The 21,897-nt window shown below is 29.8% G+C and carries 17 protein-coding genes; 14 read left to right on the forward strand and 3 right to left on the reverse strand.

Annotated elements, in window-relative coordinates; translation table 11 throughout:
- The first annotated feature begins 150 nt into the window (after nt 1-150).
- The 13 genes from rpmH (at nt 151) to Q0958_RS10210 (ending at nt 17,242) form a co-directional block, all read left to right on the forward strand.
- Entirely contained in the window at nt 151-312 is a 162-nt protein-coding gene (gene rpmH / locus Q0958_RS10150) for a 50S ribosomal protein L34 (RefSeq protein ID WP_093871631.1), read from the forward strand.
- Nucleotides 313-418: 106 nt separating this feature from the next.
- Entirely contained in the window at nt 419-3,271 is a 2,853-nt protein-coding gene (carB, locus tag Q0958_RS10155; protein ID WP_299122623.1) for a carbamoyl-phosphate synthase large subunit, read from the forward strand.
- Nucleotides 3,272-3,440: 169 nt separating this feature from the next.
- Entirely contained in the window at nt 3,441-4,349 is a 909-nt protein-coding gene (locus Q0958_RS10160; protein ID WP_299122625.1) for a LytTR family DNA-binding domain-containing protein, read from the forward strand.
- A gap of 162 nt (nt 4,350-4,511) precedes the next feature.
- Nucleotides 4,512-6,881 carry a TonB-dependent receptor gene (locus Q0958_RS10165; protein ID WP_299122627.1) on the forward strand — a complete coding sequence of 790 codons (2,370 nt, stop codon included), beginning with the start codon at nt 4,512-4,514 and terminating at the stop codon, nt 6,879-6,881.
- A gap of 4 nt (nt 6,882-6,885) precedes the next feature.
- Complete coding sequence (locus tag Q0958_RS10170) at nt 6,886-7,713, forward strand: DUF4249 family protein (protein ID WP_299122628.1); 828 nt, start codon at nt 6,886-6,888, stop codon at nt 7,711-7,713.
- A gap of 153 nt (nt 7,714-7,866) precedes the next feature.
- Nucleotides 7,867-8,769 (forward strand): DUF6268 family outer membrane beta-barrel protein, encoded by a 903-nt coding sequence (locus Q0958_RS10175; RefSeq protein ID WP_299122630.1) that lies wholly within the window; start codon nt 7,867-7,869, stop codon nt 8,767-8,769.
- Between the two features lie 31 nt (nt 8,770-8,800).
- The gene (locus Q0958_RS10180; protein ID WP_299122632.1) at nt 8,801-9,805 is read left to right on the forward strand and encodes a sensor histidine kinase; all 1,005 of its coding nucleotides are present in this window, start codon (nt 8,801-8,803) and stop codon (nt 9,803-9,805) included.
- Between the two features lie 48 nt (nt 9,806-9,853).
- On the forward strand, nt 9,854-10,555 hold the full coding sequence (locus tag Q0958_RS10185; protein WP_299122636.1) for a LytTR family DNA-binding domain-containing protein: 702 nt from the start codon (nt 9,854-9,856) through the stop codon (nt 10,553-10,555).
- Between the two features lie 97 nt (nt 10,556-10,652).
- On the forward strand, nt 10,653-11,045 hold the full coding sequence (locus Q0958_RS10190; protein ID WP_299122638.1) for a hypothetical protein: 393 nt from the start codon (nt 10,653-10,655) through the stop codon (nt 11,043-11,045).
- A 100-nt stretch (nt 11,046-11,145) separates the two neighbouring features.
- Nucleotides 11,146-11,601, forward strand: a complete 456-nt coding sequence (locus Q0958_RS10195; protein ID WP_299122640.1) for a MarR family transcriptional regulator — start codon at nt 11,146-11,148, stop codon at nt 11,599-11,601.
- Between the two features lie 10 nt (nt 11,602-11,611).
- Nucleotides 11,612-12,742, forward strand: a complete 1,131-nt coding sequence (locus Q0958_RS10200) for an HlyD family efflux transporter periplasmic adaptor subunit (RefSeq protein WP_299122642.1) — start codon at nt 11,612-11,614, stop codon at nt 12,740-12,742.
- 3 nt (nt 12,743-12,745) lie between these two features.
- Nucleotides 12,746-15,907, forward strand: a complete 3,162-nt coding sequence (locus Q0958_RS10205) for an efflux RND transporter permease subunit (RefSeq protein WP_299122644.1) — start codon at nt 12,746-12,748, stop codon at nt 15,905-15,907.
- A 12-nt stretch (nt 15,908-15,919) separates the two neighbouring features.
- On the forward strand, nt 15,920-17,242 hold the full coding sequence (locus Q0958_RS10210) for a TolC family protein (protein WP_299122646.1): 1,323 nt from the start codon (nt 15,920-15,922) through the stop codon (nt 17,240-17,242).
- Between the two features lie 45 nt (nt 17,243-17,287).
- Here the strand turns inward: Q0958_RS10210 and Q0958_RS10215 are convergent, their stop codons facing one another.
- The gene (locus Q0958_RS10215; RefSeq protein WP_150901409.1) at nt 17,288-17,833 is read right to left on the reverse strand and encodes an acyl-CoA thioesterase; all 546 of its coding nucleotides are present in this window, start codon (nt 17,831-17,833) and stop codon (nt 17,288-17,290) included.
- A complete protein-coding gene (locus tag Q0958_RS10220; protein WP_272151529.1) occupies nt 17,823-18,209 on the reverse strand; it encodes a 6-phosphogluconate dehydrogenase in 387 nt (128 codons plus the stop codon). The genes Q0958_RS10215 and Q0958_RS10220 overlap by 11 nt, the downstream gene beginning before the upstream one ends.
- Before the next feature lie 115 nt (nt 18,210-18,324).
- Between Q0958_RS10220 and Q0958_RS10225 the strand changes: the two genes are divergently transcribed.
- A complete protein-coding gene (locus tag Q0958_RS10225; RefSeq protein ID WP_299122651.1) occupies nt 18,325-19,500 on the forward strand; it encodes a GlmU family protein in 1,176 nt (391 codons plus the stop codon).
- 33 nt (nt 19,501-19,533) lie between these two features.
- On the opposite strand, the gene Q0958_RS10230 is transcribed toward Q0958_RS10225, so the two are convergent.
- The gene (locus Q0958_RS10230) at nt 19,534-21,873 is read right to left on the reverse strand and encodes a TonB-dependent receptor plug domain-containing protein (RefSeq protein ID WP_299122653.1); all 2,340 of its coding nucleotides are present in this window, start codon (nt 21,871-21,873) and stop codon (nt 19,534-19,536) included.
- Nucleotides 21,874-21,897 lie beyond the last annotated feature (24 nt).

Consider the following 21,897-nt stretch of genomic DNA (forward strand, 5'->3'; position numbering starts at 1 on the left):
ACTTAATTTAGCAAATTGAAAATATTTTTTAAAAAAATAAAAATAGGGTTTGCTAGAAAAAAAAACTGTTGTATATTTGCCCACGCTTTTAGCAGACGGAATTTCAAAAAGCAAAATATAATTTAAAGAAGATTTTTAAAAATATAAATAATGCCAAAAAGAACGTACCAACCATCGAAGAGAAAAAGAAGAAACAAACACGGTTTCAGAGAAAGAATGGCATCTGCTAATGGACGTAAAGTATTAGCTAGAAGAAGGGCTAAAGGAAGAAAGAGTTTAACTGTATCTTCAGCTCCAAGACCAAAGAAATAATGATTAACTGTAGTTAATTAGATAAGGTGTTACTATTTTTTAGTAACACCTTTTTTTATACCTAAACAATTTTTATTTTTACCAATACAACACAATAAACAACAAAATGCCTAAAAGACAAGACCTTAAATCTATTTTAATCATCGGTTCTGGACCGATTGTTATTGGACAAGCCTGTGAATTTGACTACTCAGGTTCTCAATCCTTAAGATCTTTAAGAGAGGATGGAATTGAAACAATTTTAATCAACTCTAACCCTGCAACAATTATGACAGATCCTTCAATGGCTGATCATGTATACTTGTTGCCTTTAACAACAAAATCAATAATTCAAATTTTAAAAGAGCATCCACAAATTGATGCAGTTTTACCAACAATGGGAGGTCAAACAGCATTAAATTTATGTATCGAAGCTGATGATAAAGGAATTTGGGAAGATTTTGGTGTAAAATTAATAGGTGTAGACATTGATGCTATTAATATTACTGAAGATAGAGAGAAATTTAGAGAGTTAATGCTAAAAATTGATGTGCCAATGGCGCCACAAGCTACAGCGACATCATTTTTAAAAGGTAAAGAAATAGCACAAGAATTTGGTTTCCCATTAGTAATTCGTTCTTCTTATACATTAGGTGGAGCAGGAGCTTCTATTGTATATGATCCAAATGACTTTGATAAATTATTACGTAGAGGGTTGGAAGCATCTCCAATTCATGAGGTAATGATTGATAAAGCAATGATGGGGTGGAAAGAATATGAATTAGAGTTATTACGTGATAAGAATGATAACGTAGTTATTATTTGTTCTATTGAAAATATGGATCCAATGGGAATTCATACAGGAGATTCAATTACGGTAGCACCAGCAATGACGCTTTCTGATAAGACATTCCAGAAAATGCGTGATATGGCTATTAAAATGATGCGTTCTATTGGTGATTTTGAAGGTGGATGTAATGTACAGTTCGCTGTTTCTCCAGATGAAAAAGAAGAAATTATTGCCATAGAAATTAATCCACGTGTATCTCGTTCTTCTGCTTTAGCAAGTAAGGCAACTGGTTATCCTATTGCAAAAATAGCTACGAAGTTAGCAATTGGTTATAGCTTAGATGAGTTAGATAATCAAATTACAAAATCTACATCGGCATTATTTGAGCCAACATTAGACTATGTAATTGTAAAAATTCCACGTTGGAACTTTGATAAATTTGAAGGTTCTGACAGAACTTTAGGTTTACAAATGAAAGCTGTTGGAGAGGTTATGGGAATTGGACGTTCTTTCCAAGAAGCATTACACAAAGCAACACAGTCGTTAGAAATTAAACGTAATGGTTTAGGGGCTGACGGTAAAGGGTATAAAGATTATAACCAAATTATAGATAAATTAACCAATGCAAGTTGGGATAGAGTTTTTGCTATTTATGATGCAATAGCAATGGGAATTCCTCTAAGTAAAATTTATGATATCACTAAAATAGATATGTGGTATTTAAAACAATATGAGGAGTTATATCACTTAGAAAAAGAAATTTCTACGTATACAGTTGACACTTTAGATAGAGAATTATTATTAGAAGCTAAACAAAAAGGATATGGAGATCGTCAGATTGCACATATGTTAGGATGTTTAGAGAGTCAGGTTTATAAATTACGTGAGGAATTAAAAATTAAACGTGTTTATAAGTTAGTAGATACTTGTGCTGCTGAGTTTAAAGCACAAACTCCATATTATTACTCAACTTTTGAGAATGAAGTTGAAACTGCTGATGGTGAGAAGTTACCAGCAAACGAAAGTGTAGTTTCAGATAAGAAAAAAGTAATTGTTTTAGGATCAGGACCTAACAGAATTGGACAAGGAATTGAGTTTGATTATTGTTGTGTACACGGAGTTTTAGCTGCTGCTGAATGTGGGTACGAAACAATTATGATTAACTGTAATCCAGAAACAGTTTCTACAGACTTTGATACGGCAGATAAATTATATTTCGAACCAGTTTTCTGGGAGCACATTTACGATATCATTAAGCACGAAAAGCCAGAAGGAGTTATCGTACAGTTAGGAGGTCAAACTGCATTAAAATTAGCTGAGAAGCTTACGAAGTATGGAATCAAAATATTAGGAACTAGTTTTGAAGCTTTAGATTTAGCAGAAGATAGAGGAAGTTTCTCAGAGTTATTAAAAGATAATAAAATTCCTTATCCAGAATTTGGTGTAGCTGAAACTGCTGATGAAGCTTTAGCTTTAGCTGACGAATTAGACTTCCCAATTTTAGTACGTCCATCATATGTATTAGGAGGGCAAGGAATGAAAATTGTAATCAATAAAGAGGAGTTATTAGAGCACGTGGTAGATTTATTACGTAAAATTCCTAATAACAAATTATTATTAGATCATTATTTAGAAGGAGCAATAGAAGCAGAGGCAGATGCTATTTGTGATGGTGAAAATGTGTACATCATTGGAATTATGGAGCATATTGAGCCTTGTGGAGTACACTCAGGAGATTCTAACGCAACCTTGCCAGCATTTAACTTAGGAGAGTTAGTATTAGAGCAAATTAGAGAGTATACAAAAACAATCGCTTTAGCTTTAGAAACAAAAGGATTAATAAATATTCAGTTTGCAATTAAAGACGATAAGGTATATATCATTGAGGCAAATCCAAGAGCTTCCCGTACGGTACCATTTATAGCGAAAGCTTATAAAGAGCCTTATGTAAACTACGCGACTAAGGTGATGTTGGGAGAGAAGAAAGTAACTGATTTTAAATTCAATCCACAATTAGAAGGATTTGCAATTAAACAACCAGTATTTTCGTTTAACAAATTCCCGAATGTAAATAAGAAGTTAGGACCAGAAATGAAATCTACAGGAGAAAGTATTTTATTTATAGATTCATTAAGAGATGATACTTTCTATGATTTATATTCAAGACGTAAGATGTATTTAAGTAAATAAACAAAAGAATACAAAATATTAAAGAGGCGATTTTTATTATAAAAATCGCTTCTTTTTGATTGTAATTAGTTGAAAAAGATGTTTAAAATTTCGTGCAAAAAAGTAAATCTCATATACTATTTTTGAATAGAAACTGTTTTAAGTATGATCAAACTTTTAAAATACAGAAATGAAAATAGGACAGTTTCTAAATATACCTTTCGAGTTTTTTAATACTAATAAAGAAAAGTGGTTTTATGTATCAAGTAGCTCTATATTTTTAATGCTTTTTGTGTTGGTTTATCAGCCTTTTGGGATTTATGAAGTATTGAAAAATAGTCGTTATAATATTGTAGAACTTTTGTTATTGTTGTTATTCTTTTCATGTGTTATATTTTTAGTTTTAGCATTTAGTCAATTTGTTTTACGAAAACAGTTTTTGGTTAAAAATTATACTATCAAATATTTCTTAAAATGGTTTTTTATTGATGTATTATTGATTGTAAGTGTTACTACAATTATTGATTACTTTGTTTTTGAGGAAGATGTTATCACTATTGATAATATTATGAGAGAAATGTTTTTTTATTCATTTTTAACATACTTTAGTTTATGTATAGTGTTATTGTACCCAGTAATGGGGATACTAGTATATACGTATTTAAAACAGTTATTAAGTGATAAGGTTACTTTAGAAAAAGATTTGACAGTTATTAAGGAGCATTATAAAATAGCTTCTGGAAATGAGGATTTAATAAAGGTGTTAGATGAAAATGATGTTTGTAAATTAACAGTAGCTATTAATACTATTTATGCAATAGAATCTCAAAACCAATATATTTTAATAAAGTATTTGAAAAATGGAAGATTGATAGAACAAAGTGTAAGAACACGTTTTTCAAAAATTTTAAATGAATTAAAAGACTTTCCATCTCTAATAAAGTGTCATCGATCTTATGCGGTAAATTTGATGAACATAGAAAGCTTAAAATATCTAAATCAAAAACCAAATTTGATATTGGGTAGTCCAGAAATGATTAAAATTCCAGTTTCAAAAACTTATTTAAAGGATATAAAAACAAAAATTTCATTGTACTAGAAAGAGGTTTGGTAATTCTAGTATTCTTAAAGAAAAGTTAATCTAAATCTTTTCACTCCTAAAACCAGTATTTCGCTCCAAAGCCAGTTGTACGGGCAAATACAAACAATTTCTTCTCGTTATGTTTGATGATTTTAAACCAATAAAAACATTTAAACTCTTATGAAGAAATTCATTTTTTGTGTAATATTTTTTACATCTTTTTTAAGCTTTGCTCAAGAAAAAATAACAATCAGTGGAACGTTAAAATCTGAAGCAAACGGAGAAACATTAACAGGAGCTACTGTTCTTTTAAAAGGAACCAATTTAGGAGTGTCAACAAACGAATATGGTTTTTATTCGTTAACGGTTCCCAAAGGAAATTATACTTTGCTAATTTCTTATTTAGGATTTAATACGGTTGAAAAAGAAGTATCACTAAATAGTAATTTAAAACTCAATTTTGAACTACAAGAAGATACTTCACAGTTGGACGAGGTTGTGATTAATTCGGAAGGCTTAAAGAAAACGAATATACGAACACCTCAAATGAGTGTTACAAAATTATCAACCAAAACAATTAAGCAGATTCCTGCTGTAATGGGAGAAGTAGATATTATTAAATCAATACAGCTTTTACCAGGAGTTACAAATTCAGGAGAAGGAGCTTCAGGATTTAATGTGCGTGGTGGTGCAGAAGATCAAAATTTAGTGTTGTTAGATGAAGCTATTATTTACAATTCATCGCATTTATTTGGATTCTTTTCGGTGTTTAATAGCGATGCTATTAAGGATATAAAACTATATAAAGGGGGGATTCCAGCGCAGTTTGGAGGACGTGTTTCTTCGGTGTTAGATATCCGTCAAAAAGAAGGGAATAGCAAGCGATTTGCACTTACAGGAGGTATTGGAGCAATATCGAGTAGATTAACAGCAGAAGGTCCTACATTTAAAGATAAAGGTTCGTTTTTGTTATCAGGTAGAGCATCATACGCACATTTATTTTTAAAACTGGCGAATAATAGTAACAGTGCTAGTTTTTACGATCTTAATTTTAAAACAAACTATAAGATTGATAGCAAGAATAGAATGTTTTTGTCAGGATATTTAGGGCAAGATGATTTTAGTTTGGCTAAGAGGTTTTCTAATTCATATGGAAATATTTCAGGAAACTTACGATGGAATCATATTTTTAATGACAAGTTATTTTCAAACTTATCAGTAATCTACAGTAGATATAATTATGCTTTGAAGCTTGATATGCAAGGCTTAGATTGGAAGTCGAATATTAATAACTATAATTTGAAATATGATGTTGGCTATTATGCGAGCGATAAAATGAAGTTCAATTTTGGACTTAGCGGAATTTATTATCAATTTAATCCTGGAGAGTTAAATCCATTAAACGAAGCTTCTGGTATAAATTCTAGAAAATTAGATGATAAGAGTGCTTTTGAAGGTGGGATTTATGCAAGTTTAGAGCATAAAATTACAGATAAGTTAACCACTATGTATGGATTACGCTATAGTACTTTTTATCGTTTAGGAGCCCAAACATTAAATGAGTATCAAAATGATTTACCAGTAGTGTATAATTCTGAATTAGGTATTTATGAGCGAGCAGAAGCTATTGGAGAAACTAATTATTCAAGTGGAAAAACAATAGCCTCATTTGGTAATTTTGAACCACGTTTTGCCTTATCGTATCAATTAAATAATAAATCTTCGTTAAAGGCAAGTTATAACCGTACAGCACAATATTTACATTTAATATCCAATACAACTTCGGCAACACCTTTAGATGTATGGGCGCCAAGTGGTAAATTTTTAAAACCACAGTTAGCAGATCAATATGCTTTGGGGTATTTCAGAAATTTTAAAAATAATATGTACTCTATAGAAACAGAGGTGTATTATAAAACAGTAGATAACCGAGTAGATTATATTGATGGAGCAGATTTAATAGCGCAAAACAATATAGAACGTGAGATTTTAATTGGTGAAATGCGTTCTTATGGATTGGAAGTGTTATTGAGAAAAAACCAAGGAAATTTTACAGGATGGCTATCATATACTTTGTCAAAAGCACAGCAAAGAGCACCTGGGAATGCTTCTGGTGGATTAGGAATTAATAATGGTAACTGGTATAACACAGCTTACGATAGAACTCATGATGTTTCGTTTACAGGAAACTATAAACTGAATGAAAAATGGAGTTTTGGATCTAATTTTATTTTTCAAACGGGTAGACCAGTAACATATCCTAATGGTCAATTTAATTATCAAGGATTATCCATCCCTACATATAGTGAAAGAAATGCAAGTAGATTGCCTGCTTACCATCGATTAGATGTTTCTGCTACATTAACTCCAAGAAAGAATAAGAATAGAAAATGGAAAGGAGAGTGGGTATTTAGTATTTATAATATTTACAATCGTAATAATGCGGCTTCCATAAGTTTTGGACAAAATGCTACAACAGGAGCTAATGAAGCTACGCAGACTACCATTTTTGGTATTATTCCTTCAGTGAGTTATAATTTAAAATTTTAAGAAAATGAAAAAGTTAATTATAAAATCAGTTGTAATCATTCTTATTATTAATTTGTTTTATGCCTGTACAGAAGTAGTAAATGTTAGTGTTCCAAATGGAGGAAAGCGTTTGGTAATTGAAGCTTCTATTTTATGGGAAAAAGGAACATCGGGAGTAAATCAGACTATTAAATTGAGTACATCAACTGAATATTTTTCAAACGAACCCAATAAGTCAGTTTTAAATGCTCAAGTTCAAGTAACGAATACTAATACTGGAGAGGTTTTTACATTTGCGAATCAAAATAATGGAAATTATACCATAGGAACATTTAATCCAGTATTGAATGACGAATACGAATTAGAAGTACTTTACGATGGAAAAACTTATAGAGCTACAGAAACATTAATTTCAGTTGTAGGTATTAAGAATATAGAACAAGAAGCAGTTCCATCGATAGGAGGAAATGATGAAATTAAATTAAAAATATACTTTGACGATCCTAAAGATGTCGCTAACTATTATCTTGGAGTATTTCAAGCATCAAATTTAGCAATTCCCGATTTAGAAACTTTAAAAGATGAATTTACAGATGGTAATCAGAATTTTATCGAGTATGAAGATGAGGATTTAGTTAAAGGAGGAACGGTTACTTTAAGTTTTCAAGGAATTTCAAGACGATATTATAACTACATAGATTTATTAATAGAACAACTTGGACAAGGTGGGCCATTTCAAACTACACCAGCGCGTGTAAAAGGAAATTGTATTAATATAAATGATAGTAATGAAGAGGTGTTTGGATATTTCAGATTGAGTGAAACAGTCAATGATGTCTACACAATTAATTAAAAAATGATAAAATAAACCCGAAGATTAAGTTCTTCGGGTTTTTTGTAGATAAAAAATGATGGTTCATCTATTGAAAAATTAAGCCAGTATAATTTTTTTCATTATGCTGTATAGTAATTATAGGTTTGGGGCTTAATTTTTAAGTAGCCATCAATGAGAAAAGTAATAAACGTTGTGTTTTTTCTATGTGTAATAGGATCTTGTTATAGTCAGCAACAACCAGATTTATTTAGTATTGAGCATAAATATTCGCCAAGTAGTAAAGATTTTGATTTTAATAGTACAGAAATTCGTGCTAATATTCCAGTAAAAGTAGGAAAGGGATTTGTAACCAATTCTATTGGAATTGATTATTCAACATTGAATTATAATAAGAGTTATCCATTTGATACAAAAGAAATAGAAACTTTTTATAACCTATCATATGCATTGTCTTATACTTATCCATTGAAAAAAAAATGGCTTTTAACTGCGAGAGTAAATCCAGCTATTTCTTCAAATCTTAAAGGAAGTTTAAGTTCAGAAGATTTATTATTGAATGGAGCTTTATTAGCAACAAAGCGATGGGGGGATTTTAAGAAAGGAAGTGTTATGATTTTTGGAATTGCCTATGCTACTTTATCAGGAAAACCAGGTGTGATTCCTTTTATAAGTTTTAGACAAAAATTAAATGAACGATTTTCATATGGAATTGGTTTTCCGAGTACTTTTTTCAATTATAATTTAAATAAGAAAAATAGTTTTAGGATAGAAGCAAGACAACAAGGTTTTTATGCGAATTTATCGGGAAGTAACAGTCCGATTTTTAATGGAGAAGAAGCTCAAAAAATTCAGTTTAGAAATTTCTTAGCAAATATTAGTTATAGTTATAAGTTTGCAAAAGGATGGAGAGCTAATGCTAATGCTGGTTATTCGTTTAGTAATACGTATTCTTTATTAGATGTAGATAAAGATGAATTGTACGATTTTGATATAGATAACAGACCTTTCTTTTCAATAGGAGTTGCTTATGATTTATCGGAGTTGATAAAAAAGAGACGAAGTAAAAATAAATAGGTTAAATTTATCTAGATAATTTTTAAAAGAAATGGATAAGGCAAACAAACGCTTATTAATACATAGTTCTATATGGCTAACATTTATTTTGTTTGTAGGAACTCAACTTTATTTAGATAAAGGTAAAATTCCATTGCCGTTTTTGGTAAGAATTTCTTTAGGAATTGTATTTTTCTATATTAATTATTTAGTGCTAGTTCCAAAGTTATTATTTAAAAAGAAAGTTTTTTTATATGTAATAGCAGTATTGTTGGTAGTTTATCTTGGTGCTCTCATATACAGGTCTTTTAATTTTTCAAGTTATTTTGAATCCTTACCACAGAAAATAAACTTAAAAGCTTATAAGAGTTTTTCAATAAGTGTAATGTTTAATATTATTCTAGTAATTCTTGGAGCAGTAATTAAAACATATTTGGCTTGGACTAAAAATGAAACAGATAAAAAAGATGTAGAGAGTCAGAAAAGGATAACTGAATTAGAGGTTTTAAAATCTCAAATAAATCCACATTTTTTATTTAATTCATTAAATAGTATTTATTCTTTAACAGTAAAAAAAGCAGACGAAGCTCCTGAAGCAGTTATTATGTTATCAGAGTTAATGCGATATATGTTATATCAGGCAAATGATGATTTTGTATTGTTAGAAAAGGAAATTAGCTACATAGAGAATTATGTTAACCTACAAAAGTTACGATTGATAGATAAAGAGGGAATCTCTTTAAAAGTATCAGGAGAAATTACCAATCAAAAAATACCACCATTATTGTTAATTTCATTTATTGAAAATGCTTTTAAATATGGTATTGATCCAATAAAAAACTCAAAAATAATTGTAACTATAGATGTAGATGATACTCATTTTAAATTTGAGTGTGTAAACGTAAAGAATAGAAAACAAATAGATGATATAAATTCAGGTATAGGTTTAAAGAATACAAAAGAACGTTTAAAATTGTTGTATCCAAATAAGCATAAATTAGAAATTTCAGATAAGGATAATTTGTACAAAGTAAGTTTGCAATTACGTATAAGTTAATAAAGAAAAATTTAAAGTTTGTGTAAAACTTAAAAAGAAGTAAAATAGATGAGATGTATTATAGTTGATGACGAACCTTTAGCAGTAGATATTATTGAAACCTATGTTCAACGTGTTGGAAATATTGAAATTGTAGCCAAAACCAATAATTCTTTAGAGGCTTTATCTTTACTGCAACAACACGATTTAGACTTGGTTTTTTTAGATATTGAAATGCCAAATTTAACAGGTTTAGAATTAGTGAAATCTATATCTAATTTGCCTCAGTTTATTTTTACTACAGCCTATCCTCAGTATGCTTTAGATGGTTTTGAATTGAATGCAACCGATTATTTAGTAAAACCAATACCGTTTCCAAGATTTATAAAAGCTATAACAAAAGCAAGAGAGCTTTATGAGTTAAAGCAAAGGAAAGATACTACGAATGAAGTTCAGAATGATTTCATTTTTGTAAAATCTGAATATGAAAATGTAAAAATAGAAACTAAAAATATTATTTATATCGAGGGTTTAAAAGATTATATAAAGATAAAAACAATCGATTCAAGCTCATCCATACTTACCTTAATGAGTTTTAAAGCTATTTTAGAAAAACTATCTTCAGTAAAATTTTTTCGTATTCACCGTTCATACATTGTAAATATAGATTACGTGTCTTCACATCAAAAAAACAAACTTATTGTAAATAATGAACGTTTACCAATAGGTGAAACATACAAAGCTGCTATTTTAAAAAGATTAGGAGTCTAAAACCAGTTTGTCTATACATTTTAAGAGTTGGTATAACAGATTCTACTTTATTTATACCTCTAAAATACTTTTGCTTGATAATTAAATAACAAACAAGATGAATGTATTAAAGAAAATAACGGTTGTGATTGTATTGATGATTTCAACTATAGGTTTTAGTCAGTCAAAATTGGAAAAGTTTAAAGCAATTCCAGCAGAAGAAATGGCTAAAAAGAAAACAGATTTAATGAAGGAAAAATTAGGTCTCTCGGAAGAACAAGCAAAAGAAATTTTTAGAATCAATTTAGATGCTTTTAAAGCAAGGAAGGAAGTTGTAGAGAATTCATCAATGTTCAGTATTCGAAAAAAAATGAAAGCAGTAGGGAAGGAAGAGTATTTAAATTTAGAGAAAGTTTTGTCAGAAATTCAATTAAAAAAATATAATTCAAAAGTTAAAAAAGAATTGAAAGAAGCAATGAGTAATTGGATGGAGGAATGGAATAAAGAGTAGTTTTTTTTAAGTTAACAATTTTAACAGAAAGTTAACTAGTTGCATATGCAACTAAATTAATCTTTTAATCTAACTTTGCGTCTAATAAAGGAACGGGAATATGGATTTAGAGAAAACATTAGCGCCCTGGTTAGGAAGGACAATGAAAATGATAGATAATCATATTCAGGATTTATTTTATGAGAAAAATATAAACTTGACTAAAATACAATGGGTTCTTTTAAAAAAGTTAGAAGAAAAGAATGGAGTGCCACAACAGGAGCTAGCTTTTTTAACAGGTAGAGATAAGACCTCTTTGACTAGGCTGATAAATACTATGGAAAAGAAAAGTTTAGTAGCAAGAATTCCTTCGAAATCAGATAGAAGAATAAATCATATTCATTTGACAAAAAAAGGAGAAGAATTGCTTAAAGAAACCATGCCAATAATGGACAGTTTTGTAACATCATTACAAGAAAATATTTCAGAAAAAGAAATAAAAGATACAATTAATGTAATTAAGAAAGTACAAGGAAATTTAATACAAAAATCAACTAAAGGTTGTGGTAGCAACTAAAATATAGAACATGAGAAAAGTAATTATTGTAGTGGCAGGAATAGTGGTGTTAGGATTAGCATTTTTAATATCAAACTATTTAAAAAACAGTAAAAAAGTACCAGAACAAAAAGTAACAAAAGTAGAAAAAACTGTTTTTGTAAAAGAGGTGAAAAATGGAGATGTAGCGATTAATATTTCAGCAAATGGAAATTTAGTAGCTAAAAATAAAGTAGATATTTACTCTGAAGTACAAGGGGTTTTACAAAATACTGGGAAAGATTTTAGAGTAGGAGTATCTTATAAAAAAGGACAAACACTTTTAAAAATTAATAATCAAGAGTTTTATGCGTCTATTCAATCACAAAGAAGTTCGTTACAAAATTTAATAGCTTCAATAATGCCAGATATGCGTTTGGATTACCCAGATTCATTTGAAAGCTGGAATGCTTACTTGAAAAACTTTGATATTAATAAAACGGTACAACCACTTCCAGTACCAAAGTCAGATAAAGAGAAGTATTTTATAACAGGAAGAAATATCTATACCACATTTTATACTATCAAAAATCTAGAAACAAAATTAGGAAAGTACAACATTAGAGCTCCTTTTAATGGGGTTTTAACTGAGGCTTTGGTAACTAACGGAACTTTGGTAAGATCAGGACAAAAAATGGGAGAGTTCATTGATAATTCTGTATTTGAATTAGCATTATCGGTAAATGGAGGATTGGTAGATGTTTTAGAAGTAGGTAAGCTAGTAGCGTTGCATAACCTAGAAAAGACCAAGGTTTGGAAAGGAAAAGTTTCTAGAATTAATGGAAAAATAGATCAAGCTTCACAAACAGTTCAAGTATTTATAGAAGTAAAAGGAAAGGATTTAAGAGAAGGAATGTACTTAGAGGCAAATGTACCTGTTAAATCAGAAAAAGAAGCCATAGAGGTAAATAGAAAATTGTTAGTTGAAAATAAAGCAGTGTATGTGGTAAGGAATAATGTTTTAGACTTAGTTGAAATTAACCCAGTGCACTTCAATGAAAATACAGTAGTAATAAAAGGGTTAGCTAATGGAGAAGAATTAGTGAATAAACCAGTTGCAGGAGCTTATGCAGGAATGCCAGTTAAAATATTTTCAGAAAATAAAAGCACAGCAAAAAAATAAGATATGAAAAAAGTAATAGCATATTTTATAAAGTATCCCGTAGCAGTAAACATTATTATTATAACTTTTGTGATATTAGGATTTTTTGGATATTCATCACTAAAATCATCTTTCTTTCCATTAACAAATGCAAAATTTATTAATATTAATGTTGCATACCCTGGGGCATCACCTCAAGAAATTGAAGAAGGAGTTGTTTTAAAAATAGAAGATAACTTAAAAGGGTTAGTAGGAGTAGATAGAGTAACATCGACATCCTCAGAAAATGCCGCAACTATTTCGGTAGAAACTTTAAAAGGTTATGATATAAATGTTGTTTTAGCAGATGTTAAAAATGCAGTAGATAAAGTTCCAAACTTTCCAACAGGAATGGAACCAGCAGTAGTTGCTAAAATAGAGAATATAGCAGAAACCATAAGTTTTGTAGTTACCGGAGATGATATTTCGCTAAAATCATTAAAAAATATAGCGAGAGAAATAGAAAATGACATCAGAAGAATAGATGGAATTTCACAAATTTCAATTTCAGGATATCCAGAAGAAGAAATAGAAATAGCCGTAAGAGAAAATGATTTATTAGCATACGAACTAACATTTAATCAAGTAGCTAATGCAGTTTCTACAGCAAATATTTTAACAACAGGAGGATCGGTTAAAACAGATGCAGAAGAGTATTTAATACGTGCTAATAACAGGTCATACTACGGAGATGAATTAGATAATTTAGTAGTAAAAGCAGACGCTTCAGGGAGAATAATTAGATTAAAAGATGTTGCAACAGTAAGAGATATTTGGAATGAAACACCTAATAGAAATTTTTACAATGGAAATTTAGCGGTAAGAATGCAGGTGAGTAATACAAATAGTGAAGATTTACTTACATCAGCAGAAAAAATAAACGAATACATTGAAAAGTTTAATGTAGAACACGATAATGTAAAAATAGAGGTAACGAGAGACTCTTCAATAACATTAAACCAGCGTACAGAATTGTTATTTAAAAATGCATGGCAAGGAATGTTATTGGTAATGCTATTTTTATCATTATTTCTACGTCCACGATTAGCCTTTTGGGTGGCAGCTGGATTACCAGTTGCATTCTTCGGAATGTTTATGTTAGCTGGATATTTTAATATTACAATAAATGTGTTATCGCTATTTGGAATGATCATTGTAATTGGTATTCTGGTAGATGATGGAATTGTAATATCAGAAAATATTTACCATCATTATGAGAAAGGGAAAAATCCAATTAGAGCAGCTATAGATGGTACAATGGAAGTAGTGCCACCAATTATATCAGCCATAAGTACTACCGTTTTAGCATTCTCATTATTTTTCTTTTTAGATGGGAATATAGGGGAGTTTTTTGGAGAAGTAGCAACTGTGGTAGCATTAACGTTAATTCTTTCATTAGTAGAAGCGTTAATTATTTTACCAGCTCACGTAGCACATTCAAAAGCACTAGATAGAAATCAAAAGTTATACAAGTTTAATAAATACGCAGAAGAGTTAATGGATTTTATGCGGGATAAATTATATGCTCCTGCATTAAAATTTGTATTAGAAAATAAGTTTTTTGGTATAATAATTCCAATATCATTATTAGTATTAACAAAAGGAGCTTTTGAAGGAGGAATTATTAAAGGAACTTTTTTTCCATCTATAGCAAGTGATAGAGTTTCGGTTAACTTAACAATGCCGCAAGGAACCAATGAGAAAATTACAGATAGTATCATATCAGTAATAGAAGCAAAAACTTGGGAAGTAGAGAAAGAATTTACTAAAAAGTATGGAGTAGAAGGTGAACCAGTAGTAGAAAATATTTTAAAACAAATAGGACCAGGATCTGCTAAAGCATCTTTACGAATTAATTTATTACCTGGAGAAACACGTTCTTTTAGTTCAAGAGAAATTACCAATGCAATTAGAGAAAGAGTAGGAGAAGTATATGGAGTAGAAACGCTAACCTTTGGTTCGGGAGGTAATTTTGGAGGAAGTCCAGTATCAGTTTCTTTATTAAGTAATAATATAACTGAGCTAAAAGCGGCTAAGACAGAGTTAAAAGAAGAGTTAAAAAAGAATCAAGATTTAAAAGATGTTACTGATAACGATCCGCAAGGGATTAAAGAAATTAAAATTCAATTAAAAGAGAATGCCTATTTATTAGGATTGAATTTGAACGAGGTAATGTCGCAAATAAGAAGTGGTTTTTTTGGTAGACAAGCACAGCGTTTTCAAAGAGGGCAAGATGAAATAAAAGTATGGGTTAGGTATAATAAAGAAGAGCGATCGTCAATTAAAAATTTAGATGACATGCGAATCGTAACTCCTACAGGAAGTAGAATTCCGCTTTCAGAAATAGCAAGTTATCAAATTGAAAGAGGTGAAATATCAATTAGTCACTTAGATGGACAAAGAGAGATAAAGGTAGAAGCAGATTTAAAAACCACCCAAGGAAGTGCTACAGATATCCTTACAGATATTCAAGAGAGAATAATGCCAGAAATTTCGGCAAAATATCCATCAGTAACAGCCTTATATGAAGGACAAAATAGAGAGGCTTCAAAAGTATCTAGTTCAGCAAAAATAGTTGGGCCAGTAATTTTATTGTTAATCTATATTGTTATTGTATTTACGTTTAGATCATATGGGCAACCATTTATGCTATTAATTATGGTACCATTTAGTTTGATAGGAGTTGCTTGGGGTCACTGGATTCATGGGTTTGCTGTAAATATTTTATCACTTCTAGGAATTATTGCTTTAATAGGAATTATGGTTAATGATGGATTAGTCCTTATTAGCAAGTTCAATAGTTATCTAAAAGAAGGGATGGAATATGAAGAGGCTTTATTTGCAGCAGGTAAATCAAGATTCAGAGCAATATTTTTAACAACAATAACTACAGTAGCTGGATTAGCACCTTTAATTTTTGAAACAAGTAGGCAAGCTCAGTTCCTAATTCCAATGGCAATATCTATTGCTTATGGAATTGTGATAGCGACATTTTTAACACTTTTAACGCTACCAATATTATTGTCTATATCTAATTACTCAAAAGTATATACTAAGTGGTTATGGACAGGAAAAAAGCCAAGTAGAGAAGAAGTAGAAAGGGCTATTAAAGAATTAGAAGCAGAAAACGAAGAATCAGAAAAGTAAAAGAAAACAGAAATGAAAAAAATACATTTAATCATAGGGTGTTTATTCACTAGTATTTCTTTTTACGGACAAGAAGTATTAAGTAAGGAGAAGGCAGTAGAAATAACACTAGCGAATAATTACGATATTAGAGTAACAAAGAATAATTTAGAAACCGCTAAAAACAATAAAAGTATTTATAACAGCGGATATTTACCAACTGTTACGGGAAATGCTGGAGCAAATTATAGTAAGAACAATACGGATCTTGAATTTCAAAACGGAACTACGAATTCAGTTACAGGAGCTGAATCAAAATCATACAATGCATCAGTAGGATTGAATTATACTATTTTCAACGGGTTTAACAGGCAAAATACCTTTAAACGATTAAAAGAAAATTATAATTTAACAGAATTACAAGCACGACAAGTAATGGAAAATACGTTAACTACATTGTTTTTAGCCTATTATGAAGTAGGAAGGTTGACGGAAAATGAAAAGACTCAAAAAGAAACATTAGAAATTTCTAAAAAGAGATTAGAAAGAGCTAAGTATAATTTTGATTATGGTCAGAATACTAAGTTAGAAGTGCTGAATGCAGAAGTTGATGTTAATAATGATAGTATTACATATATAGATTTAAAACGTCAATTATCGAACGCGAAAAGAGATTTAAACGTGGTATTGGGTAGAAGTGTAAACACCCCTGTAAAAGTAGATACCAATGTAACCTACGCAATTGATTTAAATTTGATAGATGTTTTACAAAAGGCTAAAACAAGCAATGCAGCTATTTTACAGGCAAAAAAGAACATTGAATTAAGGCAATTGGATGTGAAAATTAATAGAGCAGGATGGATGCCAAACGTAAGTTTAACAAGTTCATATGCTTGGAATAAAAGTAATAATGATGCTACCAATGAGTTTAGTCCAATATCAAACACACAAACTGGGGTAAATGCAGGTTTAAGTTTGTCTTGGAATATTTTTGATGGAGGAAGAACTAAAACTAATGTAGCGAATGCAAAAATAGCTTTAGAAACACAAGAAATTCAAAAACAACAGCAAGAGGAGCAATTAGAAAGAGATGTGAATAATGCTTGGGAGACATATCAAAATGCATTGTTTTCGTTACAAGCCCAAGAAAAAAATGTAACAACGAATAAACGTAATTTTGAACGAACTAATGAGCGATACAAATTAGGGCAAATTACTTCAATAGATTTCCGTCAGGCTCAGATTAATTTAATTAACGCAGAGTTAAGTGTAAGTAGAGCAAAGTATACTGCTAAAAATGCAGAGCTTCAGCTATTGCAATTAGCGGGAACATTGTTAGATAATAAGAATTTTTAAATTCTATGTATAAAACAAAAACCGAAGCTTTAAGCTTCGGTTTTTTTATAATTCAATTTTGATATTATATTTTTCTAAATCTTTTGCGTGCTCTTGTACAGAGAAGTTTTCACTATCAAATTCTTCGAGTCTATTTTTTCTAGTTTCATTTCTATGAATAGCTTCTAAAAATCTACGCATTTCATTATCGTTACTAATTATAATGCCAGGTACTTTAGAGTTACTTCCCTGCTCATTTTTAGCAACCATAGTAAAATAAGAAGAATTACAGTGTTTTACATTACCTGTTTGGATGTTTTGAGATTCTACACGGATTCCTACTACCATAGAAGTATTTCCAACATAATTAATAGAAGCTCTCATAGTAACTAACTCGCCAACCTCAATAGGGTTAATAAAATTAACGGTATCTACAGAGGCAGTAACACAATAAGTTCCTGAATGTTTAGAAGCACAAGCAAAGGCAATTTGATCCATTAGGTTCAAGATATAACCACCGTGAATTTTACCACTAAAATTTGCATGTGAAGGAAGCATTAGTTCAGAAATTGTAATGCAAGTATCTTCTATTTTTTTATAATTATTGTTCATTTTCTTTAGTAACTCCTCTAAAATGTGGAGAAGCTTCTTCTTCCACTTTAGTAATAAAATATTTAGTATCTCCTAACCAAAAGAAAGTTCCAAAACGTTCTTTATAAGTAACTTTTACATACCTACCTTGGTATTTTTTTAAATTATCAATAACGGTAGTTTCTTTATCTTCTACTGAAAAAGAAAAAATTTGAGCTCCAGAAATTCCTTGACTAATTTCTCCTTCCCAAGTTTTAACAAATACACCTTTATGACTAATCTTGATTAGTTCACCAGATCGAACACCTTCGCTATAAGGAACATAATAAATAAATGCATAGTATATACCAGCAACTAATAAAATAATACCAATAATAAGGGCTAAAATCTTTTTCATTGTTTAAAAATTAAAAACCAATTAGGTTTTGTTAGGACAAAAGTAATATTAAAAAATTAGACTTAAAAAATCAAAGGAAAGTAGTAAGTTTGTGTATCTACAAAAAGAAACAGAAATGAATTATATTTTATTTGATGGCGATGTGCGTACAGCATTATTACCATTTACATATACAAAACCAGTTGCCGATTTAAGAGTAGGTATTTTAACAATTAGAGAAAAGTGGGAAAAGTTCCTTGGTTTAACAACTACTACCATTACTGAAGAATATTTAGAAGAAAAATATCCAATGGTAGAAATGGAGCAGAATGTATTGTTAAATGCGTCTTTTTTACCAAACAAATCATTGGTTGAGGTTGTAAAAGGATTAAAAGAGAATCAGGCAGTTTTTAGAGGAGATGATGTTATTGCTTTTTATACAGCAGATACACAAGAAGAAGTAGACTTTTCCAAGTATGAGCAAATAGAATTTGAAGATGATATTGTACAAATAAAAAACACGTGGGATATTTTTTCTTTAAACGATGCAGCAATTCGTGCCGATTTCGATTTAATTACTGAAGGAAGACAATCAGAACCAATCCCAGAAACGGTTAATTGTATTAATAGAGCTGATATCTTTGTAGAGAAGGGGGCTAAGTTGACTTATGCAGTTTTAAACGCTTCTACAGGGCCAATTTATATTGGTAAAGATGCGGAAGTAATGGAAGGAGTTGTAGTAAGAGGAGCTTTAGCTATGTGTGAAAAATCAGTTTTAAAATTAGGAGCAAAGATTTATGGAGCTACTACATTAGGGCCTTATTGTAAAGTAGGAGGAGAGGTGAATAATTCTGTTTTAATGGGGTATTCAAATAAAGGTCATGATGGATTCTTAGGAAATTCGGTTTTAGGAGAATGGTGTAATTTAGGAGCAGATACTAACAATTCAAACCTTAAAAATAATTATGCTGAGGTAAAATTATGGAACTATGAAACTGGTAGGTTTGCAAAAACAGGATTACAATTTTGTGGTTTAATGATGGGAGATCATTCTAAATGTGGAATCAATACAATGTTTAATACGGGAACTGTTATAGGAGTTTCTGCAAACATTTTTGGAAGTGGGTTCCCAAGAAACTTTGTGCCATCGTTTAGTTGGGGAGGAGCTTCTGGATTTACAGAGTATAAAACAAATAAAGTATTTGAGGTAGCAGATGTGGTAATGAAAAGACGTAATATAGAATTTGACGATAAAGAGAAAAAAATTCTAGAATATGTTTTTGAAGAGACTAAAAAATATAGAAATTATTAAAATATAAACCTCGCTATTTGGCGGGGTTTTTTATTAGAAACTTATTCTAAGAACTAAATTAGGAGTGGTTCCTAATGAAAGTTTATCAATTTTACCTAATTGATAAATCACTTGATTATTATCGTTGTTAACCACAGGGATAGCTGTAAAAGTTCTTCTTAGAATATTTTTACGATTGTAAATGTTTAAAATTGAAAAACCTAACTTAGCTTTCCATCGTTTAGAAAAGTTAAAAGAATAAGTAACAGAGGTGTCTAATCGATGATATTTTGGTAGCCGTTTAGCATTTATATTATCAGTATTAAGTACTATAGTAGGTGTTCCACTGCTAGGGTTAATTATAAATTGGCGAACATCTGTATATGGATTCCCTGTTCTATGTTTCCAACCAAAAGAAAATTCAAAATTATTAAATTTAAAGGCATGAGACCATGAAAAATAATTTGTAATATCATGGTTTGCAGGAAAGAACTTGTTTTCTAAGTCGATAAATTTAAATTTATTTTTAGTATACGAGTAATTAATCCATGTTCTATAATTACCAATTTTTTTATTAATAAGTACATCAATACCAAAAATTTCACCTTTTCCATTTGAAAAATCGGTAGTCTGATCATTATAACCTCTAGTTTGAGAAGTCATACCGCTAATATATTTTAAGTATGGTTCGAAATCAATTTTCCAACCATCTCTATTGTAAACCGTACCTAGTGAGAATTGAAAACTTTTTTGAAGAGGTATATTATTGTCGTTAACTTGGGCCCAAACTTGATTTTCCAAATCAAAACCTAAACTGGATGTTTGAAACTCAATAATCTGACTTAGTGTTTGATGTTTTTGTTCTAAAGAAGTTTTAACGCTAAAGCCATTATTAATTTTCTTTTCAATATATAATCTAGGCTCAATTACTGTTTTATTAATTTTATCAAAATAATTTAACCTAATTCCAGAATTAATCCTCCAATCATTATTATCGTACAAATATTCAGTGAAAAATGAATGCGTATTATTAGTGCCAGAATCTTCTTGTAAGGTGTTTATTACATTGTCAGAATTAATATCTGCTTTGTAATTTAATTTATAAGATGTCTCATTAGATAAGAAATCATACCCGAAAAGAAAGTTTGTTTTTGAATTAAGACTATAGTTAATATTATAAGAAAAACCTAAATCTCTAACAGAGTTATTTTTTATAGAGTGACGTATTAAATAATTATTAATGTAGTTATATTTTCCTGTATAGTTTAATCTAAAGTTAGAATAATAAGCTTTAAAATTCTGAGTCAAATTGGTAGATAATTTTTTATTCCAAAGAAAGCTTAAACCTCTATTGGTGATATTCAAATCATCTAGATAATCATCTTGATAAGATGGTATTTTAAAGTTGTTTGTAAGTTTATTTTTTGTGTATAAAAAGTTAAAAGATAAGGATTCGTTATCTGAAGGTTTAATAACTAATTTAGCAGTATAATCTGCAAAATAGAAGCGATTATCTCTTTCAAAAGGTACACTTTTATTAATTATTCTTCTTTCTTGATTAGCATCAAATGTTTGAAATACTCGTTTAGATAATTTATCAAAAGTAAAGGTGTTAATTAAATCGGCAAAAGAACGTCTAAAAGACGTTGTAAAAGCCACTTTTTTTGATAAAGGAATTTTTAAAAAGGCATCAAAGTGAGTCATGTTAAACCCAAAACCACCAGTAACTTTTGAAGGGATGTTTTCTTGAGTTTTAATATCTATAACACCAGAAATTCTATTTCCATAACGGGCTTGTGTTCCGCTTTTTGATAAAGTTATTTTTTTAGTTGTATATGGATTGAAGGCAGAGAGCGTACCAAAAAAATGTCCTGAGTAGTACATTTTAATACCGTCCCAATAAATTAAATTTTGATCGGGAGTTCCTCCTCTGATATAAATACCAGATGCAGTTTCATTTGGACTTTGAACTCCAGGAATAATCTTTAAGCTTTCTAAAACATCAGGCTCTGTTAAACCTGGTAGCACGCCTAACTGTTGAGGTAAAATAGAAATAGAACCATTTTTATTTTTATTAATACCAAGAGTTACATAATTGCTTATTTGAACTTCTTTTAATAAATTATAATTATTAAACTTAGATTCTTTAAAAACGGATATGTAATAGTATCGGTCATCAACTTTATTAAATTGTAATGATACTTGAGTTTCTATTTCGGTAAGTAATTCCTCTAAATGGCATTTTTTTTTGTTAAAAGTAAAGTATACTTCTTTAATTATATTTGAGTCATAAGAAAACTTCACCTTATAATTAGATTCTGTATGTTTTAAAACATCTAATATAGGCGCATTTAAAAAAGCAATGTCTATTTTTTCTTGAGAAAAAATAGACATTGTCAAGCACATCAAAAGTATACT

The sequence above is a fragment of the uncultured Tenacibaculum sp. genome, assembly GCF_947499065.1.
In the GTDB taxonomy this organism is placed as follows: Bacteria; Bacteroidota; Bacteroidia; order Flavobacteriales; family Flavobacteriaceae; genus Polaribacter.

What these genes read in the sequence shown, in the direction of transcription:
- Q0958_RS10210 (WP_299122646.1), top strand. Translation starts at nt 15,920, where the DNA reads ATGAAAAAAATACATTTAATCATAGGGTGTTTATTCACTAGTATTTCT.
- Q0958_RS10180 (WP_299122632.1), top strand. Translation starts at nt 8,801, where the DNA reads ATGGATAAGGCAAACAAACGCTTATTAATACATAGTTCTATATGGCTA.
- Q0958_RS10165 (WP_299122627.1), top strand. Translation starts at nt 4,512, where the DNA reads ATGAAGAAATTCATTTTTTGTGTAATATTTTTTACATCTTTTTTAAGC.
- Q0958_RS10205 (WP_299122644.1), top strand. Translation starts at nt 12,746, where the DNA reads ATGAAAAAAGTAATAGCATATTTTATAAAGTATCCCGTAGCAGTAAAC.
- Q0958_RS10160 (WP_299122625.1), top strand. Translation starts at nt 3,441, where the DNA reads ATGAAAATAGGACAGTTTCTAAATATACCTTTCGAGTTTTTTAATACT.
- Q0958_RS10175 (WP_299122630.1), top strand. Translation starts at nt 7,867, where the DNA reads ATGAGAAAAGTAATAAACGTTGTGTTTTTTCTATGTGTAATAGGATCT.
- Q0958_RS10225 (WP_299122651.1), top strand. Translation starts at nt 18,325, where the DNA reads ATGAATTATATTTTATTTGATGGCGATGTGCGTACAGCATTATTACCA.
- Q0958_RS10190 (WP_299122638.1), top strand. Translation starts at nt 10,653, where the DNA reads ATGAATGTATTAAAGAAAATAACGGTTGTGATTGTATTGATGATTTCA.
- Q0958_RS10195 (WP_299122640.1), top strand. Translation starts at nt 11,146, where the DNA reads ATGGATTTAGAGAAAACATTAGCGCCCTGGTTAGGAAGGACAATGAAA.
- rpmH (WP_093871631.1), top strand. Translation starts at nt 151, where the DNA reads ATGCCAAAAAGAACGTACCAACCATCGAAGAGAAAAAGAAGAAACAAA.
- Q0958_RS10215 (WP_150901409.1), bottom strand. Translation starts at nt 17,833, where the DNA reads ATGAACAATAATTATAAAAAAATAGAAGATACTTGCATTACAATTTCT.
- Q0958_RS10170 (WP_299122628.1), top strand. Translation starts at nt 6,886, where the DNA reads ATGAAAAAGTTAATTATAAAATCAGTTGTAATCATTCTTATTATTAAT.
- Q0958_RS10200 (WP_299122642.1), top strand. Translation starts at nt 11,612, where the DNA reads ATGAGAAAAGTAATTATTGTAGTGGCAGGAATAGTGGTGTTAGGATTA.
- carB (WP_299122623.1), top strand. Translation starts at nt 419, where the DNA reads ATGCCTAAAAGACAAGACCTTAAATCTATTTTAATCATCGGTTCTGGA.
- Q0958_RS10220 (WP_272151529.1), bottom strand. Translation starts at nt 18,209, where the DNA reads ATGAAAAAGATTTTAGCCCTTATTATTGGTATTATTTTATTAGTTGCT.
- Q0958_RS10185 (WP_299122636.1), top strand. Translation starts at nt 9,854, where the DNA reads ATGAGATGTATTATAGTTGATGACGAACCTTTAGCAGTAGATATTATT.
- Q0958_RS10230 (WP_299122653.1), bottom strand. Translation starts at nt 21,873, where the DNA reads ATGTCTATTTTTTCTCAAGAAAAAATAGACATTGCTTTTTTAAATGCG.